The organism is Aureisphaera sp. (assembly GCF_059726885.1).
Genome location: NZ_AP041051.1, coordinates 2,385,266 through 2,409,606 on the forward strand (window position 1 = coordinate 2,385,266; position 24,341 = coordinate 2,409,606).

Here is a 24,341-nt window from a genome sequence, read left to right on the forward strand (position 1 = left end):
AAATTGAAGCCATGCAACAAATCACCAATACGATCCTTATGATTCGTCCGGTGGCTTTTCGTATGAACGAAGAAACCGCCGTAAATAACTACTTTCAGGAAGATCTTAATCTTAAAAATGCAGAGATCAACACCAAGGCGCAAGCCGAGTTCGATGCCTTTGTGGCAAAGCTTCGAGCCGTTGGTGTGACTGTTATTGTAGAGGACGATGTGTTGGAAGATGATACACCAGATTCCATCTTTCCGAATAACTGGGTGAGTTTCCACCGAGACGGTACCGTGGGCCTTTATCCCATGTTTGCTGAAAACCGTCGTCGCGAACGTCGTGAACGTACGATTCACCGGTTGGAGGAAGAAGGTTTTAAGATTGCCAATGTGGTCGACTATACGGCCGCCGAAGATGAGGGGTATTTTTTGGAAGGTACCGGTAGTATCTTAATGGATAGGGTACATCAGAAAGCCTATTGTGCCCTTTCACCGCGTGCCGATGAAGGATTGTTTATAGAATTCTGTGAGGATTTCGAATGCGATCCTGTGGTTTTTACAGCCAACCAAACCGTTAAGGGGCAACGCCTTCCTATTTACCATACCAATGTTATGATGGCCTTGGCCGAAAACTTTGCCGTTATCTGTTTGGATACCATAGATGATAAACATGAAAAGAAGAATGTGCTTCGTCACCTTAAGGAAACCAAAAAGGAAGTAGTAAACATAACCGAGGCCCAAATGCATCAGTTCGCTGGTAATATGTTACAGGTTCGTGGTGCTGAAGGGAAAAAGTACATGGTCATGAGTTTGGCGGCACATAAAAGCCTTAGTGCAGAACAGATTGCCCAGATAGAGAAACACTGTGAGATCTTGAGCAGTGACCTGGAAACCATAGAAACCTGTGGGGGCGGAAGTGCCCGCTGCATGATGGCCGAGGTTTTTCTGCCAAAGGAATAAGTGGTGGCTGAGTGATTTTGTGATTGCTGGTGCAATCATAAAATTGTATCGAAGCCACCGGTAGCTACGCTTTTTAAATTTTGGGTGAACGAGTGATTTGCAAATTCAAAATCGTATGGAGCAACCCTAAAGCTAAAAATACTATGGAAGCCATAAAACAAACCCTTTTTGTAATTTAGTGCCATGAAAATACTTCGTTTGGTACTTATGTTAGGAGGTCTAGTCTTGGTAGGTTTGGGTATCATGGATTATCTCGATGACAATCCCGAAAACAACCAAGCCCTTGCCAAAATCATTCTTGGGGGTACGGCATTCCTAGCTGCACTATTGGCCAAATCGAGGAGATAAATATTCAATTTAGCTAAATACCTATGGGCCCAAAGCTTGAAATGACACTCTTTTTTTTATTGGGTGCTTTAATATTTTGGTTTATTGCGCCCTATATGGCGAAGAAAGGGGAACAGGATTTTCGAAGGAAAAACCCCGAAGTTTCAGGAAAAATGCAATGGTTTTTTAATGCCGTCAAAGTTTTCTTTAAGGGCGCTTCCGTTATGTGTATTATACAGGCTATATGGGTCTGGTTCCGATAAAGACTTATTAAGGTATTCCTTATGCTTTTGAAAAAATAATCACCACAGCAGTGGAAATGTATTCCACCCCAATGGCAATAACAATAAATCCTACAATACGTGAAATGGCGTTGATTCCTGAGGCACCCAAAATTTTGGTAATAAAATAGGCACTCCGCAGAATTAAGAATACCAATAACCCAACCGCTACAATTGCCATGAGAATTATCGCAATATCCAGCCATCTTGAATACTCTTGCTGAAAGGTTATGAGCAGGGATATGGACCCTGGTCCCGCTAACATGGGTATGGCCAGTGGTGTGAGCGAAAACTTCTCTCGGTCTTTTAGATCTTCCTTTACGCGTTTGTTTTTCATTCCCTTATGCTTACTGAAACTACCCGTTAGAAGGGCAAAGCCCGAAGTCACAATAATCATACCTCCGGCTATGCGCAGTGCATTTAGGCTTATTCCAAAAAACTTCAATATATAGGTGCCGGCAAAAAAGGAAATGAGGAGGATGACAGTTACATTAATACCCGTAAGCAAAGAAGTTTTGTTACGTTCTTTGGTAGATTCATTAGAAGTAAGACCCACGAAAACGGGGACAGTTCCCAAAGGGTTTATCACGGAGAATAAAGCAGCGAAGACATAGAGGAAAACATCCATTGTTTTTATTACAAAGGACGAACTGCTAGGTTACCCAAATATTAGGAAAGGGTTGTGGATGTGTCAAGAATGTTTTTTACAACCTTGTATCATTTCTTCCTTGGGCAGGTACTAAGTCCGAAAGGTGCATACAATGGACAAAAACTAATGAAACTGGTAAGAACAAAAATACCAGCTACAACCATTAGTACAATGCCCAAAGTTCCAGATAGGGTTCCGGTAAAGTAAAGTACAGCTACCACAGCAGCAATCAGGAATCTAATAATTCGGTCGGTTGTTCCCATGTTCTTTTTCATGATGATAAAGTTTTGTTAGACAGTAGCTGAATAGAAACAATGATTGCTGTTAACAGATCATGCCAATGACAAGGCAAGTAATTGTTTAAGTGCGTTCATCGTCTTTCAGCTTCCCAAATATAAAAAGAGGAATTTGCCTAAAAAGTGACTTTAGTCATCATTCTGTTTTTGAAAAAAGTGGTCTTAAATCGTAAAAGATATTGCTCTTTACCTTCATTAATCCAACTTATCGAAGACATATCCACCTTTTTCTGCGCCCCAAACCTGTGTGCCCTCGGCGTCAAAACCTTGGTCCCAAGATTCAATTTTTGTGGGTGTAATTTCTACAGAAGAGGTGGCATAACTCGCACCGCGAAGTGTGCTTTTGCATTTGTCGCCATCGGTAGATCCCTTGTAATGATTTTCGCCCAAACGCTTCAGCAATACAGCACAGCCTTCACGTACAACAAGTTGGGAAGGTGAGATGCTGTCAAAGGCCATGGGTGATTTCCATTTACCAATCCAAAGGGAATCATTGGGCAAAGTGTATACAGCAGAACTGTATATAGAGTCATTTAATTGGGTAAGCTCATAAACCCGTTGGCGATAGGGTTTGTCCTGCATGCTATTAAGGGCTTGCTCTACATATAAATAGTTCCCTTGGTCTTTCCAAATAGGGTACATATGCAAGGAAATATTGTAGTAAGTGGTATCGGCGATAGATTGTTTTTCAGAATTAAACGATCCCTGCATTAAGTCATAGAGCTCCGGCAAGTACGATGGTGGTGCTTCGGCAACTACGGGTTGGGTTTCTTTGTTTTTGCACGACGCAAAGGCTACCAATAGGAAGAGAAGGACAAATTTATTCATGTAAGATGGTTCTTTTAGTTGTTTGTTTCTGGATAAAAGGTATGAAATAAAAATTTTATCTTTGCCCCTTGAACACCGCAGCTTTGGCAAAGGTGTTCTTTTTTAATTTAGTTACCTTTCAATAGTTATCATGGCATTACAGGATATTCTTTCAGAAAAGATTAAAGCGGCGGTACAATCCCTTTATGGTGCTTCCTTGGAGCGCGTAGAATTTCAAGCTACACGCAGGGAGTTCGAAGGAGATATTACGGTCGTGGTTTTTCCTATGCTTAAGGTGGTAAAGGGCAATCCTGTACAGATTGGCGAGAGCATTGGTACATATTTGGTAGAACATGTCGCCGAAGTGTCCAAGTTTAATGTGGTAAAGGGTTTTTTAAACCTGGTGCTTAGCGATGACTATTTCTTGAATTTCTTTACTTCGGTTTCCGACTTTGCTACTTATGGAAAAGTAGAGCAGGGAGACGATGCGATGATGGTTGAATATGCCTCACCTAACACCAACAAGCCATTGCACCTAGGACATGTGCGGAATGTATTGTTAGGGTATTCTGTAGCTGAAATTTTAAAGGCAGCAGGAAAGAAAGTATATAAAACCCAGATCATTAACGATAGGGGAATTCATATTTGCAAGAGTATGTTGGCCTGGAAGACCTACGGAAATGGGGAAACCCCAGAAAGTACTGGATTGAAGGGAGATAAGTTGGTAGGGAACTACTATGTGAAATTCGATAAGGTATACAAGGAGCAAATTGCTGAATTGATGGACAACGGAAAGACCGAAGATGAAGCTAAAGCACAAGCACCCTTTTTAGTGGAAGCCCAAGAAATGTTGAGAAAGTGGGAAGCAGGGGATCCTGAAACTGTGGCACTTTGGAAAATGATGAATGGCTGGGTGTACGATGGTTTCGATGTAACTTATAGGAACATTGGGGTAGATTTCGATAGTTATTATTACGAAAGCAATACCTATTTACTAGGAAAAGATAATATCATGGAAGGCCTCGAAAGGGGCGTATTTTTCAAACAACCCGATGGCTCGGTTTGGTGCGATCTTACCGATGAAGGCTTGGACGAAAAATTGGTACTGCGAAGTGACGGTACAGCTGTGTACATGACACAGGATATTGGTACTGCCGTACAACGGGTAAAGGATCAGCCGGATATTAACGGAATGATCTATACCGTGGGGAACGAACAGGACTATCATTTTAAGGTATTGTTCCTTATCCTAAAAAAGTTGGGGTATCACTGGGCGGAGAACCTGCATCATTTAAGCTATGGGATGGTAGATCTACCATCCGGTAAAATGAAGAGTAGGGAAGGTACTGTAGTGGATGCAGATGACCTTATAACTGAAATGGCCAAAACGGCTAGGGATATTTCTGAAGATCTAGGTAAGATCGATGATTTTTCCGATGAGGAAAAGGATAAGTTATATCACACCATAGGCTTGGGTGCACTCAAGTACTATGTCCTAAAAGTAGACCCTAAAAAGCGTATTCTCTTCAATCCTGAAGAGAGTGTGGACTTCCAAGGAAATACAGGGCCATTTATTCAGTATACCTACGCTAGGATACAGGCCATACAGCGACAGGCGATCGATGTATCCTTGAATGAAAGTTTTGACGGTTTCGAGCTGCATGCCAAGGAGAAGGAAGTGTTGAAACAAATTCAGCAATTCCCCGAAGCCTTGCAGTTGGCTGCCAATCAATACAGTCCTGCTATCATCGCGAATTATACGTATGACCTAGTCAAGAGCTTTAATTCCTTCTATCAAAACGTAAGTATTCTAAGCGCCGATACTGAGCGCCAAAAAAGCTTTAGGGTACAACTTTCCAGAGCTACGGGAGAGGTAATTAAAACGGCCTTTTCGTTATTGGGTATACAAGTGCCAGACCGTATGTAATGGTACTAGGTAGTCTCCATTCAAAAATGGAGAATACCCAGTCTTTTATTCTTAGTTCTTAATGTCTGTGCGTTTATAGAGCGCTTTTCCGGCTTCTTCGTATTTGTCACCTGCCGTCCAAAATGGAGTGATAGGATCATTCGCAATACTTCTTCCAGCCATGACATAGGCTTTAAAGAATTTTTCCATATAGTCATAGTCTATACTGTCCGCATGGTCCCTTGGTTGATGGTAGTACTTGGTTACGTCACCACTAAAGGATGTGAATCCCAGAGAAAAAGTAGGTGCCGGAATACCCTTCGCCGCAAAGTGCACATTGTCACTCCTGTCAAAAAGCCCTTGTTCTGGAGCTGGGTCATCGACCGCAGTGAGCCCAAATGTTTTGGCCGCATCTTTTATATGTTGTCCAGCAGTTGTTCTTGGCAAGCCAATAATAGTTGCCAAAGAAGTGTCATTGTACCCTGCATTGTCACTATTAAAACAATATACCATCTGATCTAATGGCAATACAGGATTCTCCACATAGTATTTACTACCTAATAACCCTTTTTCCTCTGCAGTAAAGAGAATAAATAAGGCGGAGCGCTTGGTTGGGTATTTGGCAAGGTTTTCTGCCATGCTCAATACGGTGGTAACCCCAACGGCATTATCCCTTGCGCCATTATAAATGGTATCCCCACTTTCGTCAGGAGAACCTACACCCACATGATCGTAATGGGCCGAATAAATAATAAATTCTTTTTTTAGTTTCGGGTCTGTTCCTTCCACCATTCCAATTACATTCTGGCTCATAACCTTCACTTTTTCCTGAGCACTCATTTTTAGACTAATGGAATGACTACCTGAAGACATTTTTTCTGAATGGGATCCTTTTTCATCCTGCACCCAGATATAAGCTGGACCTCCTTTTTCATCACTATCGCCATCGGCCAATGCCAATCTTGGCGCATTGAAGTTATGGTCTATGAATCCCCACATATTGGGACTTGCCTGTATAAACTCTACAATAGCAGTAGCTCCTGCCTTTTGTGCCAATTCCATTTTTTTATCGCGTAATCCAAAGGCAGCTCGGGCGTCTTTAGCCTCGTCGCTCCCTGCTTTTATTAAGATCACTTTGCCTGTAACATTTTTTCCTTTATAGTCATCTTCAAGTCCATAACCCAAATAGACTGCATCTCCATTTACAATGGTTTCTTGTGCATTAAGGACTACTTTATCATCCAATTCCTTTCCGTCAATGGCAAGGGTAAAGGTAGAAGGAGGAGAAGTCTTCTCGAATGGAACCATTTGGTAATAATCTCCACTCTTTGGATTGGGCTGTACTCCATAGTTACGAAACATATTCGCTAAGTAGGATGCGGCTATTTTATTTTCGGGTGTCCCTGTTTCCCTGCCTTTCAAAAGATCATCGGCCAAGAAATAAATGTGACCTTCAATTTCACTTTTGTTTACGGTTTCCATGACTTTGTCCTTGTCGCTTTGGGCAAAACCAATGGTGGTACATAATGAGACAGCTAAAAGGGTAAGAAATTTTGATTTCATTTGGTTATTTTTTGATTGAATTCACTAAATATACCAATAATCTGAAAGGGAGATTCAGAAAATAATCCTAAAAGAAAGGTTTGGCGTAAAACCGAGGGCAAATTCATCTACTTCTTCAACCTCCATTTCACTATTCACCCTGAAGAAATGATTCACTACATTTTGAGTATCCAATAGATTCCAGATAGATACACCCGCAAAGGCCTTGAATTTTTTGCTCAACTTAAATTCGTAGGTTCCCGATACATCTACCCGTAGGTAATCTTTAATGTTTACCGCATTGGGCCGTTCAAAATTAAGTTCGCCATCTACCAATTCTTCACCAGCAACCAAGGTGGTTGTCGGTTTTCCTGTGTGCCAATTGAAGCCACCGGAAAGATTGAAATTATTTAAGGAATAGTTTATACCATAGGTGAACGTATGCCGAATGTCTAAATTATTAGGGAATTCGGAAGGTATGAGCTCCTCGAAATCATAATCGTTCTTAGCATAAGAATAGCTAAGCCAAGTATTGATTTTTTTGAAGTTCTTGTTCAAAAGTACATCGACCCCTTTGGCGGTATAACTGCCATAGGTGCGTTCGTTCACAAACTGGTTTTGAAACCCTTGGCTTTGCGTGGTAATCCCGTCTACCATTTTTATATAGGGTTCTACATTAACCAGCCATCCTTTTCTGTTAAAGGTAAGCCCAGCAGAAACCTGTTGGCTTTTTACAATTGGAATTTCATCGGGCCGAGATAGTACCCAGCGACGGTTTTCTACCCCAAGAAAATCATTTTGAAAGTCAATAATTTGTGATGTGGTTTGGCTCTTAAGCTCGCCCAATAATTCGAAGGTAAAATAATCTAAGAAGCGATGGTTGAAGCTTAATCTGGGTTCCCAGAGTACTTCATTGAATTTACCTACGTGATTCATTCGCAATCCTACATTAATGGCGGTCGAATTAAAGGGTTGATAATTCACTTCGGCAAAGGCACTGTTGGTCCTAATTACCTGTTTGTCGGTTCGCTCGAAGAAAGGATTGTTGATCTGTTCAAAGTTGGTGATGCCAGATTCATTAAACTGATAACCAATACGACCCATTACTTTTTCGGAAAATTGATGGTGCGAGGTAAGTCGAGCGCCCGATTCCAACACATCATTTTCCTGAAACAATCGCTGATTGTTCACAACATCCTGGTTGGATGCCTGAAGCTCGTAGGCGGTGCCATATACCTGTAGGTCGGTACTCCAATTCGGGTTCCATTGTCTTTTGTAATAGAATCCCCCTGAAACATTGTTTTGTACTAAATCACTCCGCAGTGATTGGAATTCGTCATCGATCCGCGCATTTTCCAAAAACTCCAATTGATTGGCCAATACCATAAAATTTACCCGAAAGAGGTCTTTGTCATTGGGTTGCAACAATAACCTAAAACTAGTGTCCAAAAAACTAAAGTCATCGTCGCTGTTTGGTAGTAGATCGCCACCCATGGTCGTAACCTCTGTATTCTGAAAGGCACGGTCAAAATAGGAGGTATATGTAGGGGTTTCCAGAATGTTGTTAATGCTCTTGCGCCCCGATACCTGTATGGAACCAATGTTACCCAATGGGACATCTACAAAAGCATCGGCACTAATGAGATTGAGACCCAAACTTGCTCTGGTTTTATCGTTTATGTCCGTGTCGCCTTCCATTGTGATAACCCCAGAAACGCCATCTCCATAAATAGCTGAAGTTCCATTTTTGGTTACCGTTACCTTTTCCGTTAGGAAAGGGTTAAAGGCAGAGATCAATCCGAAAAAATGACCGCTTTGGTACATTTTAATGCCATCCCATAGAATGAGGTTCTGGTCGTTTGTACCCCCGCGGATGTTCAGGAAAGAAACCGTTTCGTTTACGCTCTGTATTCCCGGGAGGGCTTGTATAGTAAGCAAAACATCCGGTTCAATTAGCCCGGGAAGTATGTCGAATTCGCCGTAGTTAATGGCTAGGGCTCCACTTTTATTTTTGGAAATTCCCTTGGCAAAATAATTGGTCAGGTTTACCGTATTCAGTACTTCCACTTTTGTGGAGAGTGCTATTTGAGTGCATGGGGTGTCGGCAAAATTCTGTGCTGGATAAGAAATGGTTTGGTATCCCGTGTACTGAAATGTGATATTATCTGAAGGAGAAATAACATCCATGGAAAAAGTTCCTTCCACATTTGTGAGTACCTGTTGGTAAGGCGACATAACCCCAACACTGGCAAATGTTTGTTGAGTCCCTTCGTCGATAACCGTACCGCATATGCTGATGAGGTTGGCCTTACGGCTTATGGCAATAGTATTGTCTGGTAATACCATATACTGGAAAAGTGTGTTCTTACCCAAATAATCCAGGCAATTCTCGATGCTGTTCAGATTTGGATCCACTATATAATGACTGGATACGTCTTCATCCTTAAATGAGAAGGTATAGGGATATTTACTTTCGAGAAGCTCTAAATAGTCCCGTAGTCCCGTTGCATCCTGTGCAAGGACAAAACTAGAGATAAGAAGTGTAAAAAGTAATGTTAACTTCTGGGGTTGGATCACAGTTTATTTGGATTTTAGCTCCACATTCTTTCCTTTCATATCGTACGACAAGTTAAGGGGAATTGTGATAGCTTCCAAAGCTGTTTCCAAATTTTCATGTGTAAAACTTCCAGTGTACAGGGTGTTCTGTAATGATGGGTCAAAGGAGATATCTATATTGTATTGTCTTTCCAATTCACTTACCGCTTCTGAGAAAGGAACACTTTTAAAAATGGTCTTGGCATGCACCCAAGAAGGCTCAATTTGGGTAACCGACCCATCGAAAACCTTACCATTATATACTCTATAATTTTTACCTGCTGTTAAGCGAACCGTATTGGCGTTGTCATTAACTTCCACAATACCTTCGTAACAGGTTACTTCGAAATAACCGTCCCTAGAATTGACCGTGAATTCGGTGCCAACTACCGATACTATTCCGTGATCCGTCACAACACTGAATGTGGATCCTTTTACTACTTTGAAGTAGGCTTCACCATCCAATTTCAATTCTCGCGAATCCCAGTCGTCTTCATCGAGGGAAATGGATGAACCTGCATTGAGAATCACTTCAGAATTGTCTGGAAGCGTGAATTCTATACGCTGTCCATTTTCGGCCAAGTAATGACCTCCGTTGTTGGCAGTATCAAAAATTGCAAAATAAAGACCAAGGCAAACCACAATTGCAGCAGCGATTCCACCCACATAACGGAACCAGTGCGTACCTTTCTCAATACTATTTTTTTCTTCTTGGATGCGGTTGAATAGGTCTTCTTCATTGAAGGAAGGAGCCGAGTAGCTTTGCGCTGCCTCGTCTATTTTCATAAAAGCACTAGAGGCGTCCAATTTCTTGAACGCCCTTAGCTCTTCTTCACTGAGGTTGTTATCCAACCACTTAATAATTAAATCTTCCTTTTTCATGTCAATTCACTTATAAAACAATCGAATCGCAAAAATTCCTACCTCGATTGCATTAAATTTCTTCAATATCTTTTCTTAAGTTCTCTAAAGCCGCGTAAATACGCTTCTCAACGGCTTTTCGGCTAATTCCCAAAATCTCTGCAATTTCCTTATGTCGTTTGCCTTCTACGCGGTTTAGCATGAACGCTTCACGTTGTCCATCCGACAATTTGGCCAATGCGTTTTCAAATTTCACCATATACTCCTTTTCCTCTAATATAAATTGAGGACTTTCATTGGTGTGTTCCCGTGGTTTGCGTTCCTGAAATTTCAATACGACCTTTTGATGCTTGATGTCGTTTAAGCTCAAATTATTGGCAATGGTAAATAAAAAACTCTTGGCTTTTTCGGGCGGGGTTTCCTTGCAATGCTTCCATAATTTAATGAACGCTTCCTGTACCTTATCCTCTGGGCCAATCTTCTCACCATATCGATAATAAATGAAATTATACAGGTCCTTCGACCATTTTTTGTATAATTGTGAAAACACCTGCTCATTGCACACATTATTAAAGAGCGGTTTCGCCATAGGAGTATTGGATATATAAATTGTGGTATCGAAAGTAGGAATTTTTACGCTTAAGTTGTTATATTAACAGTTGAAAAATGTTGATATGAAAAATTATGTTTGGGTATTTTTATTGCTAACACTTGTTTCGTGCCAGAAAGAAGAATTCAGGGTTGTTGAAAGTCAAGACGAGCAACAACTCTCTCAAGATGATGAATTACTTAACCTGGTGAAAACAGTTGCTACCCATGATGGTTCTTTCGATGATGTGGTAGACGAATCCTCATGTTTTAGTATAGATTTTCCCTACAATTGCACTGCCAATGGGAAAGAATATACGGTAACCAAAGCCGAAGATCTTTGGCCTTTTACCATGTATGACGAGCTTATTCCTGAATTTCCGGTGAATGTCACCTTTGCCGATTATTTCCAGATGGAAGTGCCCACCTACGCAGCCCTAAAGAACCTGATGGCGCAATGTGCCAATGGCGATATTTATAACGAAAGGATTACCTGTGTAGATTTGGAATATCCCGTAGAGATTTCTGTATTCGATCCCTCCACATCAAATTTCGAAACCATTACCTTCAACCATGATAGGGATACGTTTACAGGTATTGAGTTATTGAATGAAGATTGGATTGCCAACATAAGTTATCCCATCAATATCATGCTCGAGAATGGCGGGGCCGTTACCATCGAATCCAACGATGAGTTAAAGTTCCAGATTTTGGCTCATATTCCAATTTGTGACTAATTAGGTCATCATTCTGAAAAACTTATACCCCGTTTTGTTTTAAAGTGGAGATATCATTTTTTAAATTGCGCTACTTTGAAACACATTATGAGAAATTATAACCTACTCCTTGTCCTAAGTTTAGTGATTTCGCTCTTTTTGGTAAGCTGCGATGACGATGAAACCTCAAACGGACAAACCCCGGATAATTCTGAAACCATAGCCGATTTCATAGCTACCAACGCCGAGTTTTCCCTGTTAAACGAAGCTGTTTTAATGGTGGGGCTAGAGACTTCTTTGGATGGAACAGACGATTTCACTTTTTTGGCACCTAATAATGCAGCTTTCGAGAACTTTTTGATTGCTGAAGAGTACGCTAGTCTTTCCGATGTACCACTAGAAACATTGCGACAGGTATTGCTGAACCATTTAATAGTGGGCAATGTATCCTCTACAAATCTTCAGGGGTTTGTAAACTCATTCGCAGAATCTTTAGACAGAAAATTGTCCTTGGTTGCCTCCAATAACGGTGGCGTGGTCGTAAACGGCAATGCAAATGTGGTAACTCCCGATGTGAATAGGAGTAACGGAATTGTTCATGAGGTTGAGGCTGTGATAGATTTGTTTACGGTTACCGATATGGCCCAGACTAGTGCTGAGTTCTCCATGTTTGGTGAATTGTTAAATGTAGCCTCTCAAGAGATCACGGATTATAACGAACTCTTATCTTTCGAAGAAATCACGTATACGGTTTTTGTACCCTCCAATGCTGCATTTCAGGACTTGTTTTCCTTCATGGGCGTTTCGAATTTTGAAGAGATTCCATCAAACCTATTACGCAATATCGTAGATCATCATATTGTGGTAGGGGAAAATTTTCAAAGTGACGATTTGCAACAGGACCAAGCTTTAACTACCAATTCCGGTGAAGATGTATTGGTGTCTTTAGGCGATGCCATTCAGTTTCTGGATGCTTCGGGCGTACCCACAGGAGTTGTAACACCCAATGTACAAACTTTAAATGGGGTGATGCATCTATTGGATCGTGTACTATGGTCCGAAATTCTCCAGGAAACGGTAGACCCTACCATAGCAAAATGGATTGAAGTAGATCAGGATTTTACCATTCTTGAAGAAGCCTTACAGTTAACAGGATTGGATGTTGTTTTAAATGACAGAAATTCGGACTATACACTTTTGGCTCCTAATAATGCTACATTTTTAACTTATTTAGATGGGGAAGATGTAGACGATCTGCCTACAGATGAGCTTACTGCCTTATTGATGAATCATGTTATTGAAGGCAACGTCTTGTCCACAGACTTATCCAATGGATATGTGAACACCCAAGCTACCTATGAGAGCACAGAAAACCAATTGAGCATGTACGTGGATACGACCAATGGAGTGACATTTAATGGAACTTCGTCTGTATCACAGGCCGATATACCCACGGCAAATGGAACCATCCATATAGTCGACGCCATTATTACGTTGCCCACCATCGTAACATTAGTGGTGGCCAATCCCGACCTTAGTTCATTGACAGCTGCTTTAACAAGAGACGATCAGCCCGATTATGCAACAATACTTGCCACGGGTGTAGGATCTGGGAATGCTCCTTTCACAGTATGGGCACCAGACAATGAGGCCTTCGAGGCATTGTTATTGGAATTGGGAATAAGTGATCTTTCAGAAATAGACGGAGCCACCTTGACCGCTGTGTTGAATACACATGTGGTAGGACAGACCAACCTAAGGGCAGAAGATTTAATTAGTGGGCCACTAACTACTTTAGGGGATGAAATAACTGTAGATGCTGTTAATGCCACGCTAACCGACGGCAATGATCGAACCAGCATTATTCAACTATTGAACATTCAGGCTTCCAATGGCGTAATCCATACAATAGATACCGTATTGCTTCCCCAGTAACGCTTAAAAAACATAGATTATTCAAAGCCTGCCCTATCAGCAGGCTTTTCTTTTGGAGTCCCATGAAACGTTAAAAAAGTAATAAAAACCGATTCCATGGGTAGTAATTTTTGGCATGAGATTGTTTTATGTATAGAATCAAACCTTAAACAAAAATTGAAATGAAAAACTTCTTAAAATTAACACTGACTCTATTGTTAACATTGGCTATTGTGTCCTGTAGTGACGACGACGACAATGGCAATGTAATGGATCCCGGTGGACAAACCATAGCCGATTTCGTAGCCGATAATGCAGATTACTCTACATTGCTGGCCGCTCTAGACAGAGCAGGATTGGTAAGCACGCTAGATGGAACTACAAATTATACAGTTTTCGCCCCAAATAATACGGCATTCGATGCCTTTTTAACTGCCAATAACTTCACCTCGTTGGATGATGTGCCAACCGATGTTCTTACGAATGTGTTGTTGAATCACGTGGTAAATGGCACCGTGCTGTCTACCCAGTTAACAACTGGATACGTTAATACCTTGGGTATTGCTGTTGACGGCTTAAACCTAAGCATGTTTGTAGATACCACTTCTGGGGTAACATTAAATGGACAGTCTTCGGTAGCTACTGCAGACGTCGAAGTAGATAATGGGGTAATCCATGCTGTGGATGCTGTTATTGGGCTGCCTACGGTAGTTACATTTGCAACGGCAGACCCGACCTTCTCTACATTGGTAGCGGCCTTGACGCGCTCCGATCAACCGGATTTTGTAGGAATATTGAGTACACCCGATGGTACAGCTCCGGCGCCATTCACGGTATTTGCGCCCACTAACGATGCTTTTGGGGATTTATTGACAGAATTGGGAGCTGGAAGTTTGGATGATATTGATACCGCTACGCTCACGGCCACTTTGAATTTACATGTAATTGGCGAAGCCAATGTACGTTCTACCGATCTTACCGATGGTCCTGTAACCACACTTGGTGGCGATGTGACCGTAGATGCCACAAATGCTACCATTACCGACTCGAACGGAAGGGTTAGTAATATTATAGTGGTAGACGTACAAGCAATAAATGGTGTAGTTCACGCCATTGATAAAGTTATTTTACCCACTTTATAGCTAACTGGCTATAAATAGTTTGGTTGTTTAGTTAGTTGTTAGGCCGCCTTGGAACCTTCGGGAACCAAGGCGGTTTTTCATATGTAGTTGCGCAAGGCTCTAAAATGGCTTTCATTTTCTATAGCTCCGATTAAATATTTGGACGCGTAAACTATTAAAATGTTACCCTTTGCCACTCCCTACTCAATTTGTATCTTTGCGATTCTTAAAAATGGAAGCAAGCATATGTTCGATAATTTAAGCGATAAGCTGGATAAAGCCCTACACGTCCTCAAAGGACATGGGAGTATTACCGAAGTAAACGTAGCAGAAACACTCAAAGAAGTTCGCCGTGCATTATTGGATGCGGATGTGAACTTTAAAATAGCCAAAGAATTTACCAATAGGGTAAAGGAAAAGGCCATTGGGCAAGACGTACTTACCACCCTTCAACCAGGACAATTAATGGTGAAGATTGTAAAGGACGAGCTTACGCAATTGATGGGAGGCGATGCCGAAGGAATTAACCTAAGTGGAGCCCCTACTGTGATTCTGATGTCTGGTTTGCAGGGTAGTGGTAAAACTACATTCTCCGGGAAGCTGGCAAATTTCCTTAAAACGAAGAAAACCAAGAAACCTTTGTTGGTAGCTTGCGACGTATATCGTCCTGCGGCCATAAATCAATTGCATGTAGTAGGGGAACAGATCAAGGTCGATGTGTATAGCGAAGAAGGCAATATGGACCCTGTGGCAATTTCTACCAATGCAATAGCTCATGCGAAACAGCATGGCCATAATGTGGTGATTGTCGATACTGCGGGTCGTTTGGCGGTAGATGAGGAGATGATGACAGAAATCGCTAATATCCATAAAGCGATTACACCTCAGGAGACCTTGTTCGTGGTCGATTCCATGACTGGACAAGATGCAGTGAATACAGCCAAGGCATTCAACGATAGACTGAATTTTGACGGGGTTGTATTGACCAAGTTGGATGGTGATACCCGTGGTGGTGCAGCCATTTCCATTAAGAGCGTGGTTAATAAGCCCATCAAGTTTATAGGTACTGGTGAAAAGATGGACGCCGTCGATGTGTTCCACCCTTCACGTATGGCCGATCGTATCTTGGGTATGGGAGATGTGGTTTCACTTGTGGAAAGAGCTCAAGAGCAGTTCGACGAGGAGGAAGCGAGAAAACTTCAGAAGAAAATAGCCAAGAATCAATTTGGATTCGATGATTTCCTGAAACAGATCCAACAGGTGAAGAAAATGGGAAGTATGAAGGATCTTGTAGGTATGATCCCAGGGGCAGGAAAGGCTTTAAAAGGAATGGATATAGATGATGACGCATTTAAACATATTGAAGCCATTATCCATTCCATGACACCAGGGGAACGAAGTAAACCTGCAGTTATAAATGCTAGTAGAAAAAAGCGAATTGCAAAAGGAAGTGGTACTTCTGTGCAACAAGTAAACCAACTACTGAAGCAATTCGACCAAATGAGCAAAATGATGAAGATGATGCAAGGAGGACGAGGAAAGCAGATGATGCAGATGATGGGAAAAATGAGGTAAATTTTAACTAACCAACAACATAGCTATGACCCTCTTAGACGGTAAAAAAACCAGTAACGATATAAAAGACGAGATCGCAGTAGAAGTGCAGGCCATGAAAGAACGTGGTGAAAGAGCACCTCATCTTGCGGCTGTCATTGTAGGTGAAGATGGGGCGAGCTTAACCTATGTTGGGAGTAAAGTGAGGGCATGTGAGCGAGTAGGTTTCGATTCTACCTTGGTGAAAATGCCTGAGACTACTACTGAAGAAGAACTTCTGACGAAAGTAAAGGAGCTGAACGAAAATGAAGCCATAGATGGGTATATAGTACAATTGCCATTACCCAAACATATAGACGAACAAAAAGTATTGTTGGCTGTAGATTCCGTGAAGGATGTCGACGGATTTCATCCAGAAAACTTTGGAAAGATGGCATTGGATATGCCAGCATTTATACCTGCAACCCCTTACGGCATTATGGAACTTCTGGATCGTTATCAGGTCGAAACCCAAGGAAAACATACTGTAGTAATCGGGAGAAGTCATATCGTAGGTCGTCCAATGAGTATCCTGATGAGTCGCAAAGGGAATCCAGGAAATAGTACGGTAACCCTGACGCACAGTAGGACAAAAAATATTGAAGAAATAACGCGCGAGGCCGATATTATTATTTCTGCCCTTGGGGTTCCCGAGTTTTTGAAAGCAGATATGGTGAAAGATGGCGTAGCAATTATCGATGTAGGAATTACGCGTGTTCCTGATAATTCACATCCTAAAGGCTATGTGATAAAGGGGGACGTGGATTTTGAGAATGTAAGTAAAAAGGCTTCTTTCATTACTCCCGTACCTGGTGGAGTAGGGCCCATGACCATTGCCATGCTGTTAAAGAACACCTTGCTGGCAAGGTCACTTAGAAAATAAGTAGATAAAACCCCTTTCAGATCTTCCAAAAGGGATTTTTTTGCCTTTGATTGGTTATTCCGATTTCACATGTAATACAATCATGGATAATCTTCCTATAAGAAAGGCAAGCAAACCAAAAACAGTGGTTAATAAGGCTACTTTTAAACCACTTGCTATTACAGGTTGTGCAACACTTCCAGAAGCATCAATTGCATCAAATGCGCTAATGAGGCCGATAGACGAGCCAAGAAATCCCCATATCATCGCAAACAGGCTAATATGACCTATTAATTGTGACATCTTTGTCTTGTTTTTCTTCAGGGCTAGGGTGTAAATCAATAAACCGATGGTGAATAGGATAATAAGTACTAGCGGGATCATGAAAACTGGTCCGCCTTCAGAGATACGATCAAATAGTTGTGACATAGTTATAAAATTAGAAATTATTTAGGTCAAAACTATGATTTGGGAGCAATCAAAATTTTAGAATGCGATCAATGACAGTATTACGGTGCAATATGACGAAATATAGCGTCGGTTTAAAAAATGGCCCTCACGGATACCATTCATCGCTTTAATATGGTTATCCACCTCAAAATTTATTGCAACAGACAAAATTTGTGCACTTTTGTGTTATGCAAAAACTGTTGCATCATTTTCTAAAAGCCCTTCCCATACACTTACTATTTTGGTTTTTGGTGTGGTTGTTTTTCGTCTACTTTTTTAGTTATGGGACGGAGGACTGGCAGTTCGTTTTTCAGTTTTCCACTACCATGTTGCCCGTTACCTTGGGCGTTTCCTATGTATTTGCCTATTATTTAATTCCGAAGTTCCTTATTCCAAAGAAACACGGGGACTTTGTGTTGTATTCCATATACACGGTTATATGTTCGGTATTCGCCATTTTGTTGCTCACCTTTATAAATTTTGTGTTCTTATTCGATTTCGACATCAACCAAATGCCGCTCTTAACCAGAAATGTTTCCTTTATTTTCATTTTGGTATATCTGGTCGTTACGTTTGTATCACTCATAACATTGATCCGTTACAGTTATAGAACCTCTAGGTTGAATAGTGAACTGGCCACAAAACTTTTGGAAGGCAAATTGCTTTTGAAGCAAAAAGAACTTTTTTACTTAAAACAACAGATTCACCCACATTTTCTATTTAATACCTTAAATACAGCCTATGGGTTTGCCCTTAAGGGCTCAAAGGATACCCCAGATATCATTCTGAAACTTTCCAATTTATTGGATTATATTTTGAATCAGATAGATAAACCCTTGGTGCCAGTGGGTGAAGAAGTAAAGCATATAGATTCGTATTTAGGCTTGGAAGAAGCACGGTTTAAAGATTCCCTGAACATATCTTTTGAGAAAGAGATTCAAGGAGAGTTACTGGTTCCTCCCATGTTGCTTATGCCTTTTGTAGAAAATGCATTTAAGCACGGCGGAAAGTTAGATGGGGTTTTGGTAGTGGATCTCAGCATTAAGGTCATTGGGCAACAACTGGTTTTTAACGTAAACAACACTGTAGATACTACTGGGAAAATAAAAACCAGCCATGGTCTAGGAATTAAAAACAGTAAAGATCGGCTTAACGCACTCTTTCCAAATGGTTATGTATTGAATATCGAAAAGGACACACATTGGCATAGCGTAGAATTGATGGTTAATTTTGAAAACTATGAAGGAGAAGTTTAGAACAATAATTGTAGATGATGAGCCCGTGGCTAGGGAAATACTTGAAACCCACTTGGCCAAATTAGATCAACTAAGTGTCGTAGCTAGCTGCAGAAGTGCTGCTGAGGCATTTACTGCCTTCAATGAAGAAGAGGTAGATCTCATATTTTTGGATATCAATATGCCAGAAGTAGACGGTCTTATGTTTGCAAAGGCCATCCAGGGAAAGACAGCCATTATATTTACTACAGCCTATCGGGAATATGGTGTGGAAGGGTTTAACCTAAACGCGATCGATTACCTTTTGAAACCCATTTCATTAGAGCGACTCATGCGCGCCGTCCAGAAATTTATAGACTCTAGATCTACCAAGGAGGAAGTAATGAATAACGATTTCACCTTTTTTCGTTGTGACCGTCAAATGAAAAAGGTGCAATTTGAGGAAGTGACCCATGTAGAGAGTTTCGGCGACTACGTAAAATTACATACGCTACAAGAAGTGCTGGTAACAAGGGAAACCTTAGGGCAGGTTCTTCAAAAACTTCCTGAGCAACAATTTATGAGGGTACATCGCTCCTTTGCGGTATCGGTATCAAAAATAGATAGCTATACCCCAGAACTGGTAAACATAAACAGGGTTGCTATTCCGATTAGCCGTAGTTATCGTGATGAGGTCGCCGAACGATTGAAGGCGTTATAATCTCAGTTTTATTCAGTTGTCAGTTTACCTTGGTATTCTTTGCGATAAATACTTAACAGTACCAAGAAAAGGCTTATAAGTAAAGGTCCGAAAATAAGTCCAATGAATCCAAAAAGCGGTACGCCCACAATAACACCAACCAAAGTAATGAGCGGGTGTACATTGTCTAATTTCTTCAACACATACAGGCGAATAATATTATCCGCAGAACCAACAACTACCAATCCATAGATTAGAATTCCCCAAGCTTGGAAAGTATTACCCATCGAGATTTCGAGTATGAAAACCGGTATGATTCCAATGAGTGTGCCTACAAAAGGTATCATAGAGCCAATGGCCACGATGATGAACCAAAAGAACGGATCCTCAACACCAAATATTAGAAAGCCAATAAGTGCTACTATACCCTGTACAATGGCCACTAACGGGATACCTAATGCATTGGAGCGAACCATGGCTAAGATTTCCTTCCCAATTACCCGTAGGTTTTCTTTGCTTACAGGAACATAGGCCCCTACCGAATTTTGAATCATCCTACGATCGGTGAGCATATAGAACAGAATAAAATACATTAGCCCAATGGCAATGAAAATATTGAAGGTGCTTCCCGCAAAACTTTGAAGGTTATTAGATAACCAGCTGGATATGGCACCCACATCAATTTCTGATGCCAGGTCATACCCTAGTTTTTCTTCCCAAGAAACCAATTGGCCCTTTAATGCGGTTACTACTTTTTCCGAATTTTGAACTGCATTTCCAATTTTGTTTCCCAACATGAGAATAACGCCAGAAACAGGAAGCAATATGCCCACAAAAGAAAGAAAGCATAACAATGCTGCCGCTAGGTTGGCATTCCAACCTCGTCTCACAAGCTTAATCATCCAACCTCTCATGAGCACATAAATGGTTATGGCGCCAAGAACTCCGGAAAAATAGGGAAGTAGTTCCCTAAAAATGAGCCCTCCCATGATAAGGATAATGATAAGCACAAATATTTGTCGGATAATATTCTCTGGAATCGTTTTCATATTAGGTAGCAAATAATTGATCAATGTTTTTGAATGCCTTAAACTCTAACGCATTGCCTGAGGGATCTTTAAAGAACATGGTCGCTTGTTCACCCACTTGACCCTCGAATCTTATATAAGGTTCTATAATGAAAGAAATATTATGCTGTTCAAGCTTGTTTGCCAATTCCCAAAATGAATCCATGGACAGGACCACACCAAAATGAGGCACGGGTACTTCCTTTCCATCAACAGGATTGCGCACTTCATTAACCGAAGGTTTTTCTTTGAAATGAATCACTAATTGATGCCCGTAAAAATTAAAGTCCACCCAATGATCACTGCTCCTGCCTTCTTTACATCCCAATACCTCGCGATAAAAGGTTCGATTGGCAGGAATGTCATCAACGGGAATGGCTAAATGAAAAGGGGAAAGCATAAAAATTGGTTTTAATGTTTCCCCTAAGATACTATATATTTCGAACTGCTACACGACGGTTTTATTCATCAGATTCCTGCCGGGTACATGCTATTTTCCAAGTGGGGTAGTGGATTTTTTCAGTAAGGTCTACCCATTCGCCAAGCCAATTAAACCCTTTAGAAGACATATTTCTGAAAGCAATACGATAGTATCCATCCATTCCATTTGGGGCCTTCTGTTCTTTGTAAAGGATAATACTGTCCCCTTTTCTTTCCCCTTCCCAAGCAGGTAACTTAGTTGAAGGAAGTTTATTGGAATAATAATGGACATACCATTTGCTGCTGTCCGCAATAAACTGACGGATACTGCCGGAATAACCACCATCTTCTTTCCAAGTTTCATCCTGTACGGCGGTTCCATTCAAAATATATTTGAAAGTCCAAGTCATATCCTGCGTTTCTCCCCAGGTTCCGTCGGGGTTGCGCATGGTCGATTTACATTGACAGGTTCCTATGATAGGAGCAAAGTCAGCTGTTTCTTTGGGTGCTTCCGGGTTGAGTCTTCCGTAAGGGAATTCTTCTGAGACCCCATATTCATTTTGTGCGTGTATTGTTAACGTAATAACAAATAGTAAGGTGATGTATGTGTATTTCATAGTACTTAAAATTGAGCCCCGCTCGGTGCCACCCGAACAGGGCGATAAGGTGATTTATTTTTGAATCATAATTCTTTGTGATGCCATTTTCCCATTGTTTCCATGGGCCCTCAGATAATATATCCCAGAAGCGAATGCACTTAAATCCAAAATATTGGTTTTATCGGTTTGTAGGGAAGTGACCTTTCGTCCCATTGTATCAAATACTTCAAGGGAGCTATATTCTGAAGCTAATGTTGGGTTCAATCTTAATTTTTCACCAACTGTAGGGGTCACCAGAATCACATCTTTTTGAATATCGTTGACTCCAGCATTAGAAAAATCGATGGCCCTTATAAAGTTAGGTGCTCCAAGTAGACCACCATCATCCCATCGTCCTATTGGATTGCCATCCGCATCGAATTCACTAATCTGATTGGCTCCACGCTCACAGATTAATATATTGCCATTCGGTAAAAACGCATGCCCTTCGGGATTGGTAAGGTCTACGATAAAATCGTCAATATAATCCCCGTTGCTATCAAATCTGAGCACTTTTCCCGTAGAATAATCCTGAACGAAGAAATCGCCATTTCCGTCAAACCAAATAGAAGCTGGACTTTCTAGAATGACGCTATCCACGAAGATACCCGCTGCGTTACCATTGGTGTCAAATTTACGCACCGTACCCGTGCCTGGTGTAATACCGAATAGTGAAATATAAAGGAAGTCATCTCCATCCCAAGTAATGCCTAGTCCCTGCGGAGCCGACGGGGTAAAAGGTCCAAGGAAAGTACCATCAGAACTGAAACTTACAATTTTGGAGGTCTCTTGGGTGGTCCCCCATTGGGTCACATATAGGTTTCCATCGGGCCCCCATTCAATTTTAGACGGAGAAGTAAGATCGAAGGTACTGTCACTCCAATCCCCAAGATAGTCGCCCGAAAGGGCATCGTATTTTTTAATCTGTGGATTGTTTGTTCCCGATACCAATAGAAAACCATCTGGGTGAAGCACCATGTCCTGCGGGTTACTTAATCCCCCTGAATCGGCTGCAATAAATTCCCCTATGTACGTACCGTCCTCTTGATACTCATTCACGGCATTAAAAACCCGATTGCATGCAAAATAGCGAATGTCCTGCGCGGATAGGTAAGTAGAAAGTAGAATTAAGCATAAAGCTAAAAGTGTTTTTGTTGTTCTCATAAGTCAATTTTTTAATGATTAACAACATAAAGCACGGGATTACTTCAAACCTTTCCGAGGCTATTGCAGAGAGTACAAAAGCTTTTGCAGTAGCTACTATAAATACCGATCGGGAAGGGTAAGGGTTGCAGTAAACGGTAAAAAAACTGCAGTAAACGGTAATGGGTGAGACTTAGGAAATGAAATCCATAACCGTTTTCAAGTTACTCTTGGAAACGGGGACTTCGGTTTGGTTGCTCAAAATGAGTTTGGCTGAGGAAGCCGTATTTAATTCTTGCGCCATTTTCATATTTACGATAGCTTTTCGATGTACCCTTAAGTAATTCGTCGGCAATTTAGACTCTAAAGTTTTCAAACTACTTCGCATGGTATAGGTAGATTCATCCTGCAAATGCACTTTTACACAATAATCATCGGCCTCGATCCACAGGATGTTTTCGATTGGAATAATTTTTCTCTTGTTTCCAATCTTAATATTAAGGATAGTAGTTCGGTCGTTGATTTCATTTTTCAGGGAATTGTATAATTGAAGGTTGACTTCTTTCAATTCGGACAATTTTTGAACTTTAATCTGAAGTTGTTCGTTTAAAAAGAACAAATGGAAAATAATGGCAAGGGCACTATACCCCAAAACAAAAATGGGTCCTTTTTGGTACGTATAAAATGGCATGAACTCATTCCATAGCGGTAAAAAAAATAGTTCGAAGTCATTTCGCAACAGTTGGATGGTTGAAATTAAAAATATATCAATGAAGGTGAGGAACAAAATCCATAAAGTAAACCGAGCCAAATAGGAGAGCTGTAATGGCTTCTCCGAAAAATTTCGTTTCGAATACCAAAAAAGAGCAATCCCCATTAATAACCAAATAACCCATTGAAATGACTGGCTTTTCAATAAGTCGAAAAAAGTGATCCCAGGGGCAATATCATAACGGCGTACAAAATATAGTTGTTGAAAAGTCTCAAACGTAATTGCTACAACAAGTAGGAAAACAATCACGGAAATAATCCTTTTGGAATTGAAAATGGTCATAATACTATCATTTTTATAATAAGAAAAAAGCCTCCCATTGGGAGGCTTTCATTTATTCTTCGGTTTCTTCTTTCTCTTTATCCTTTTCGGCTTCTTCATCCCAGCCAATCATAAAGTATTTAAACTTGGCACTATCTGGTATTTGGGTCAGTTCAATTTTTTTATCGATTGTGTATCTCACACTTTCGGGTAATTCCCTTTTGTCTATCGTAATGAAAATATCACTGTTCTTAATAAAGACAACCACCGCTTTCAAGGTCGTTTCAACACTTTCAATTTCGTAATGGGTCTTTAATTCGCCAAAAGTACTGTTAATGGTAAGTCCTTTATCCGTAGCAAAGCGTTCATCAAATATTTGAATGTTACCCACAGTAGAGTTCGCATCCGTTTCAGAGTGAGGGGAAAGCATAAGTAATTTCTTTCCGTCTTTATCATAGATTTCTACTTCACCTTGGCTGCCTAATGCATTCTTTACAGGATTTAGCCAAACCAATGAATCTTGTGAATAAATGGAATCCACCTGTTTCATGGAAATGGTTTTGTTGAGATGACCAACCTCTCCATTTTTAATTAAAAATGGATCTTTTTCCTTTCCGCATTGTATAAATAAGAGGGTGGTCAAAGCACCTAATAACAGAGTCTTTTTCATTCGT

The 24,341-nt window shown here is 40.8% G+C and carries 24 protein-coding genes; 10 read left to right on the forward strand and 14 right to left on the reverse strand.

What is annotated here, in order from left to right:
* Window positions 1-11 precede the first annotated feature (11 nt).
* Window positions 12-944, forward strand: coding sequence for a citrulline utilization hydrolase CtlX (gene ctlX, locus AC6JAD_RS10455; RefSeq protein ID WP_461304893.1), 933 nt, complete (start codon window positions 12-14; stop codon window positions 942-944).
* A gap of 183 nt (window positions 945-1,127) precedes the next feature.
* The gene (locus AC6JAD_RS10460) at window positions 1,128-1,292 is read left to right on the forward strand and encodes a hypothetical protein (protein WP_461304892.1); all 165 of its coding nucleotides are present in this window, start codon (window positions 1,128-1,130) and stop codon (window positions 1,290-1,292) included.
* Between the two features lie 261 nt (window positions 1,293-1,553).
* Here the strand turns inward: AC6JAD_RS10460 and AC6JAD_RS10465 are convergent, their stop codons facing one another.
* The 3 genes from AC6JAD_RS10465 to AC6JAD_RS10475 all read right to left on the reverse strand — a co-directional run bounded on the left by AC6JAD_RS10465 (window position 1,554) and on the right by AC6JAD_RS10475 (window position 3,325).
* Window positions 1,554-2,180 (reverse strand): MarC family NAAT transporter, encoded by a 627-nt coding sequence (locus tag AC6JAD_RS10465; RefSeq protein WP_461304891.1) that lies wholly within the window; start codon window positions 2,178-2,180, stop codon window positions 1,554-1,556.
* 89 nt (window positions 2,181-2,269) lie between these two features.
* Window positions 2,270-2,476 (reverse strand): YgaP family membrane protein, encoded by a 207-nt coding sequence (locus AC6JAD_RS10470; RefSeq protein ID WP_461304890.1) that lies wholly within the window; start codon window positions 2,474-2,476, stop codon window positions 2,270-2,272.
* Window positions 2,477-2,692: 216 nt separating this feature from the next.
* Complete coding sequence (locus AC6JAD_RS10475; protein ID WP_461304889.1) at window positions 2,693-3,325, reverse strand: chromophore lyase CpcT/CpeT; 633 nt, start codon at window positions 3,323-3,325, stop codon at window positions 2,693-2,695.
* A gap of 130 nt (window positions 3,326-3,455) precedes the next feature.
* Between AC6JAD_RS10475 and argS the strand changes: the two genes are divergently transcribed.
* Window positions 3,456-5,231 carry an arginine--tRNA ligase gene (argS, locus tag AC6JAD_RS10480; protein WP_461304888.1) on the forward strand — a complete coding sequence of 592 codons (1,776 nt, stop codon included), beginning with the start codon at window positions 3,456-3,458 and terminating at the stop codon, window positions 5,229-5,231.
* A gap of 51 nt (window positions 5,232-5,282) precedes the next feature.
* Here the strand turns inward: argS and AC6JAD_RS10485 are convergent, their stop codons facing one another.
* Genes AC6JAD_RS10485 through AC6JAD_RS10500 form a run of 4 tightly spaced genes read right to left on the reverse strand, consistent with a single transcriptional unit; the run spans window position 5,283 to window position 10,797 of the window.
* Window positions 5,283-6,773: a M28 family metallopeptidase gene (locus tag AC6JAD_RS10485; RefSeq protein WP_461304887.1), complete on the reverse strand. Its 1,491-nt coding sequence runs from the start codon at window positions 6,771-6,773 to the stop codon at window positions 5,283-5,285.
* 54 nt (window positions 6,774-6,827) lie between these two features.
* Entirely contained in the window at window positions 6,828-9,329 is a 2,502-nt protein-coding gene (locus AC6JAD_RS10490) for a TonB-dependent receptor (RefSeq protein WP_461304886.1), read from the reverse strand.
* Between the two features lie 3 nt (window positions 9,330-9,332).
* Window positions 9,333-10,229 carry a FecR family protein gene (locus AC6JAD_RS10495; RefSeq protein ID WP_461304885.1) on the reverse strand — a complete coding sequence of 299 codons (897 nt, stop codon included), beginning with the start codon at window positions 10,227-10,229 and terminating at the stop codon, window positions 9,333-9,335.
* A gap of 52 nt (window positions 10,230-10,281) precedes the next feature.
* The gene (locus AC6JAD_RS10500) at window positions 10,282-10,797 is read right to left on the reverse strand and encodes an RNA polymerase sigma factor (protein WP_461304884.1); all 516 of its coding nucleotides are present in this window, start codon (window positions 10,795-10,797) and stop codon (window positions 10,282-10,284) included.
* An 85-nt stretch (window positions 10,798-10,882) separates the two neighbouring features.
* Between AC6JAD_RS10500 and AC6JAD_RS10505 the strand changes: the two genes are divergently transcribed.
* The 5 genes from AC6JAD_RS10505 to AC6JAD_RS10525 all read left to right on the forward strand — a co-directional run bounded on the left by AC6JAD_RS10505 (window position 10,883) and on the right by AC6JAD_RS10525 (window position 17,023).
* Entirely contained in the window at window positions 10,883-11,533 is a 651-nt protein-coding gene (locus AC6JAD_RS10505) for a hypothetical protein (protein WP_461304883.1), read from the forward strand.
* A gap of 75 nt (window positions 11,534-11,608) precedes the next feature.
* The gene (locus tag AC6JAD_RS10510; RefSeq protein ID WP_461304882.1) at window positions 11,609-13,447 is read left to right on the forward strand and encodes a fasciclin domain-containing protein; all 1,839 of its coding nucleotides are present in this window, start codon (window positions 11,609-11,611) and stop codon (window positions 13,445-13,447) included.
* 161 nt (window positions 13,448-13,608) lie between these two features.
* Window positions 13,609-14,568: a fasciclin domain-containing protein gene (locus AC6JAD_RS10515; protein ID WP_461304881.1), complete on the forward strand. Its 960-nt coding sequence runs from the start codon at window positions 13,609-13,611 to the stop codon at window positions 14,566-14,568.
* Between the two features lie 225 nt (window positions 14,569-14,793).
* Window positions 14,794-16,122 carry a signal recognition particle protein gene (gene ffh, locus AC6JAD_RS10520; RefSeq protein WP_461305034.1) on the forward strand — a complete coding sequence of 443 codons (1,329 nt, stop codon included), beginning with the start codon at window positions 14,794-14,796 and terminating at the stop codon, window positions 16,120-16,122.
* 25 nt (window positions 16,123-16,147) lie between these two features.
* The gene (locus AC6JAD_RS10525) at window positions 16,148-17,023 is read left to right on the forward strand and encodes a bifunctional 5,10-methylenetetrahydrofolate dehydrogenase/5,10-methenyltetrahydrofolate cyclohydrolase (protein ID WP_461304880.1); all 876 of its coding nucleotides are present in this window, start codon (window positions 16,148-16,150) and stop codon (window positions 17,021-17,023) included.
* A 54-nt stretch (window positions 17,024-17,077) separates the two neighbouring features.
* Here the strand turns inward: AC6JAD_RS10525 and AC6JAD_RS10530 are convergent, their stop codons facing one another.
* Entirely contained in the window at window positions 17,078-17,431 is a 354-nt protein-coding gene (locus tag AC6JAD_RS10530; protein WP_461304879.1) for a MotA/TolQ/ExbB proton channel family protein, read from the reverse strand.
* 209 nt (window positions 17,432-17,640) lie between these two features.
* On the opposite strand from AC6JAD_RS10530, the gene AC6JAD_RS10535 reads away from it, so the two are divergent.
* Both AC6JAD_RS10535 and AC6JAD_RS10540 read left to right on the forward strand, forming a co-directional pair.
* Window positions 17,641-18,708, forward strand: a complete 1,068-nt coding sequence (locus AC6JAD_RS10535; RefSeq protein ID WP_461304878.1) for a sensor histidine kinase — start codon at window positions 17,641-17,643, stop codon at window positions 18,706-18,708.
* Entirely contained in the window at window positions 18,692-19,387 is a 696-nt protein-coding gene (locus AC6JAD_RS10540; RefSeq protein ID WP_461304877.1) for a LytR/AlgR family response regulator transcription factor, read from the forward strand. Before AC6JAD_RS10535 ends, AC6JAD_RS10540 begins: the two co-directional genes overlap by 17 nt.
* 8 nt (window positions 19,388-19,395) lie before the next feature.
* Here the strand turns inward: AC6JAD_RS10540 and AC6JAD_RS10545 are convergent, their stop codons facing one another.
* The 6 genes from AC6JAD_RS10545 to AC6JAD_RS10570 all read right to left on the reverse strand — a co-directional run bounded on the left by AC6JAD_RS10545 (window position 19,396) and on the right by AC6JAD_RS10570 (window position 24,337).
* Entirely contained in the window at window positions 19,396-20,415 is a 1,020-nt protein-coding gene (locus tag AC6JAD_RS10545; RefSeq protein ID WP_461304876.1) for an AI-2E family transporter, read from the reverse strand.
* Window position 20,416: 1 nt separating this feature from the next.
* The gene (locus AC6JAD_RS10550) at window positions 20,417-20,833 is read right to left on the reverse strand and encodes a VOC family protein (RefSeq protein WP_461304875.1); all 417 of its coding nucleotides are present in this window, start codon (window positions 20,831-20,833) and stop codon (window positions 20,417-20,419) included.
* A 61-nt stretch (window positions 20,834-20,894) separates the two neighbouring features.
* On the reverse strand, window positions 20,895-21,470 hold the full coding sequence (locus tag AC6JAD_RS10555; protein WP_461304874.1) for a hypothetical protein: 576 nt from the start codon (window positions 21,468-21,470) through the stop codon (window positions 20,895-20,897).
* A 54-nt stretch (window positions 21,471-21,524) separates the two neighbouring features.
* On the reverse strand, window positions 21,525-22,655 hold the full coding sequence (locus AC6JAD_RS10560) for a T9SS type A sorting domain-containing protein (protein WP_461304873.1): 1,131 nt from the start codon (window positions 22,653-22,655) through the stop codon (window positions 21,525-21,527).
* A gap of 172 nt (window positions 22,656-22,827) precedes the next feature.
* Window positions 22,828-23,688 (reverse strand): LytR/AlgR family response regulator transcription factor, encoded by an 861-nt coding sequence (locus AC6JAD_RS10565; RefSeq protein WP_461304872.1) that lies wholly within the window; start codon window positions 23,686-23,688, stop codon window positions 22,828-22,830.
* A 52-nt stretch (window positions 23,689-23,740) separates the two neighbouring features.
* Window positions 23,741-24,337: a hypothetical protein gene (locus AC6JAD_RS10570; RefSeq protein ID WP_461304871.1), complete on the reverse strand. Its 597-nt coding sequence runs from the start codon at window positions 24,335-24,337 to the stop codon at window positions 23,741-23,743.
* Window positions 24,338-24,341 lie beyond the last annotated feature (4 nt).

What these genes read in the sequence shown, in the direction of transcription:
- ctlX (WP_461304893.1), top strand. Translation starts at nt 12, where the DNA reads ATGCAACAAATCACCAATACGATCCTTATGATTCGTCCGGTGGCTTTT.
- AC6JAD_RS10460 (WP_461304892.1), top strand. Translation starts at nt 1,128, where the DNA reads ATGAAAATACTTCGTTTGGTACTTATGTTAGGAGGTCTAGTCTTGGTA.
- AC6JAD_RS10465 (WP_461304891.1), bottom strand. Translation starts at nt 2,180, where the DNA reads ATGGATGTTTTCCTCTATGTCTTCGCTGCTTTATTCTCCGTGATAAAC.
- AC6JAD_RS10470 (WP_461304890.1), bottom strand. Translation starts at nt 2,476, where the DNA reads ATGAAAAAGAACATGGGAACAACCGACCGAATTATTAGATTCCTGATT.
- AC6JAD_RS10475 (WP_461304889.1), bottom strand. Translation starts at nt 3,325, where the DNA reads ATGAATAAATTTGTCCTTCTCTTCCTATTGGTAGCCTTTGCGTCGTGC.
- argS (WP_461304888.1), top strand. Translation starts at nt 3,456, where the DNA reads ATGGCATTACAGGATATTCTTTCAGAAAAGATTAAAGCGGCGGTACAA.
- AC6JAD_RS10485 (WP_461304887.1), bottom strand. Translation starts at nt 6,773, where the DNA reads ATGAAATCAAAATTTCTTACCCTTTTAGCTGTCTCATTATGTACCACC.
- AC6JAD_RS10495 (WP_461304885.1), bottom strand. Translation starts at nt 10,229, where the DNA reads ATGAAAAAGGAAGATTTAATTATTAAGTGGTTGGATAACAACCTCAGT.
- AC6JAD_RS10500 (WP_461304884.1), bottom strand. Translation starts at nt 10,797, where the DNA reads ATGGCGAAACCGCTCTTTAATAATGTGTGCAATGAGCAGGTGTTTTCA.
- AC6JAD_RS10505 (WP_461304883.1), top strand. Translation starts at nt 10,883, where the DNA reads ATGAAAAATTATGTTTGGGTATTTTTATTGCTAACACTTGTTTCGTGC.
- AC6JAD_RS10515 (WP_461304881.1), top strand. Translation starts at nt 13,609, where the DNA reads ATGAAAAACTTCTTAAAATTAACACTGACTCTATTGTTAACATTGGCT.
- ffh (WP_461305034.1), top strand. Translation starts at nt 14,794, where the DNA reads ATGTTCGATAATTTAAGCGATAAGCTGGATAAAGCCCTACACGTCCTC.
- AC6JAD_RS10525 (WP_461304880.1), top strand. Translation starts at nt 16,148, where the DNA reads ATGACCCTCTTAGACGGTAAAAAAACCAGTAACGATATAAAAGACGAG.
- AC6JAD_RS10530 (WP_461304879.1), bottom strand. Translation starts at nt 17,431, where the DNA reads ATGTCACAACTATTTGATCGTATCTCTGAAGGCGGACCAGTTTTCATG.
- AC6JAD_RS10535 (WP_461304878.1), top strand. Translation starts at nt 17,641, where the DNA reads ATGCAAAAACTGTTGCATCATTTTCTAAAAGCCCTTCCCATACACTTA.
- AC6JAD_RS10540 (WP_461304877.1), top strand. Translation starts at nt 18,692, where the DNA reads ATGAAGGAGAAGTTTAGAACAATAATTGTAGATGATGAGCCCGTGGCT.
- AC6JAD_RS10545 (WP_461304876.1), bottom strand. Translation starts at nt 20,415, where the DNA reads ATGAAAACGATTCCAGAGAATATTATCCGACAAATATTTGTGCTTATC.
- AC6JAD_RS10550 (WP_461304875.1), bottom strand. Translation starts at nt 20,833, where the DNA reads ATGCTTTCCCCTTTTCATTTAGCCATTCCCGTTGATGACATTCCTGCC.
- AC6JAD_RS10555 (WP_461304874.1), bottom strand. Translation starts at nt 21,470, where the DNA reads ATGAAATACACATACATCACCTTACTATTTGTTATTACGTTAACAATA.
- AC6JAD_RS10560 (WP_461304873.1), bottom strand. Translation starts at nt 22,655, where the DNA reads ATGAGAACAACAAAAACACTTTTAGCTTTATGCTTAATTCTACTTTCT.
- AC6JAD_RS10565 (WP_461304872.1), bottom strand. Translation starts at nt 23,688, where the DNA reads ATGACCATTTTCAATTCCAAAAGGATTATTTCCGTGATTGTTTTCCTA.
- AC6JAD_RS10570 (WP_461304871.1), bottom strand. Translation starts at nt 24,337, where the DNA reads ATGAAAAAGACTCTGTTATTAGGTGCTTTGACCACCCTCTTATTTATA.